This is a genomic window from Pseudovibrio sp. Ad26 (genome assembly GCF_001623285.1).
In the GTDB taxonomy this organism is placed as follows: Bacteria; Pseudomonadota; Alphaproteobacteria; order Rhizobiales; family Stappiaceae; genus Pseudovibrio; species Pseudovibrio ascidiaceicola.
This window is the reverse complement of the sequence record NZ_LMCE01000038.1, coordinates 1-1,645: the sequence shown is the minus strand read 5'-3', so window position 1 is coordinate 1,645 and position 1,645 is coordinate 1. Positions and strand designations below refer to the sequence as shown.

The following is a 1,645-nucleotide window of genomic DNA, read 5'->3' as shown; positions in this document are numbered from 1 at the left end:
TTACTCATACATCATATCCGCGTTTACGAAGGATACGGAGCCAACGTTTGCGGATGGAGCGCTTTAAACGTGAGGCAATGGTATTGGCACGCTTGGGTTGGAATGGATCATCAACGTGAGCCTCGCCGCCAATGTGGTGACAAGCCCCAGGATCAAGGAAAGCAACCATCCAGCCATCTTTCTTCATGACCATGGAGATCCGCTCTTCGGTGCCATATTGCTCATAGGGACCATATTTGTCCCACAAACTCTTGCGCACCAGCCCGGGATTGAATGAGAAGCTCAACCATTCAGGATGGATGTCTGTTGGCATGAGAGCATATTTAACGCCGCTAGTTTCTTTTCGAATACAGTTTTCCTGAAACTTCTGCTGTAGATCTGAAAGCTTACGCACGCACACAACACTGACGTTAGGCTCAGCAGCCATAACCGCTTTACAAGCATCAACTGTACTCCGCGCTTCAAACAACCAGTCATCCTCGCCATGAAAGATGAAGGGAGTTGTCACATGGGTGTACATCTTGTCGATAGACTTCATCTGCCCCAGCTGAGGTTGGTTCAGCAGAACTTCTGTTTGCGGATAGTGCGCAGCAACCCAGTTCTTGATGTCCAGAGTGTTCGCATCATCAATAATGATGGACTTGGCAAAGTCATTTTGATGATCTGGAAGGAAGCTGTCCAGCGTTCTTGAGAGTAAATCAAGTCGGCCACAACTGGTGATGCAGGATGTCACATCTTGATTGGCTGTAGCGCTATCATTTACCTGTTTCAAGTCCTGTTTCCTTTTTTTGCCGCACTCATACCTTATGCAGCAGGCTTGATTAAATCTACGTGACCCCTTAATTACAGCTGAAGCGTAACTGGTAAATATGGCCCCGCAAATGTCACAGCAATTGCCACCGATTTCTATCCTAATTCGTTGCTTTAATGAAGCTGACCGAATTGGAAGAACACTGGAAAGTGTCAAGGAGCTTGGGCAAGAGATCGTCGTAATCGACTCAGGTTCCACTGATGACACTGTGGCCATTGCAAAATCTCATGGCGCAAAGGTGGTTTACAACTCTTGGAAAGGGTTCGGACCACAGCGAAGCTTTGGAGAGACGCAGTGCAGCTTTGACTGGGTATTTTATATTGACGCGGATGAAGTCGTAACATCTGGTTTGCGACAAGAGCTGACACAGATGTTTGCCGCTGGAGAACCAGAATGTGCCTGTTATCTGGTTCGCAACACTATGGTTCTTCCTGGTGATAGCAAGCCGCGCCTCTTTGCTGATTTCAGAAAAGTTCCGCGACTTTATAACCTTAAGCATGCTCGTATAAAGCTCGATCCATCCTACGACCGGATGCAGCTTGATGACGGCTATAAGATGGGTACCCTGCGAAATCGGCAATACCATTACTCGTTCCGCACCTGGGCTCATGCGTTGAGTAAGTTGAACTACACTTCGGAGCTTGCTGCAGAAACGCAGAAGCAAAAGCCTATCTGGTTGTTGCGCCTGAGACTGGTGACCGAACTGCCTGTTGAAATGTTCAAGTACTTGCTCGTGCGTCGTTTTATTTTCGCTGGCTGGAAGGGCTTTGCCTTTGCGGCAACCCAGTCTTTTTCTCGCTTCTCCCGTATCCTCAAAATGCTCGAAAAAAGACA

At 47.8% G+C, this 1,645-nt stretch carries 2 protein-coding genes; one reads left to right on the top strand and one right to left on the bottom strand.

Translation table 11 applies throughout. The features are described 5' to 3' along the window. Positions 1-4: 4 nt before the first annotated feature. Positions 5-772: a hypothetical protein gene (locus PsAD26_RS05785; RefSeq protein WP_063309645.1), complete on the bottom strand. Its 768-nt coding sequence runs from the start codon at positions 770-772 to the stop codon at positions 5-7. 109 nt (positions 773-881) lie between these two features. Here PsAD26_RS05785 and PsAD26_RS05780 point away from each other — a divergent pair. Next, positions 882-1,645: glycosyltransferase family 2 protein (locus PsAD26_RS05780; RefSeq protein ID WP_063309646.1), on the top strand; the 764-nt coding region annotated here is incomplete at its 3' end.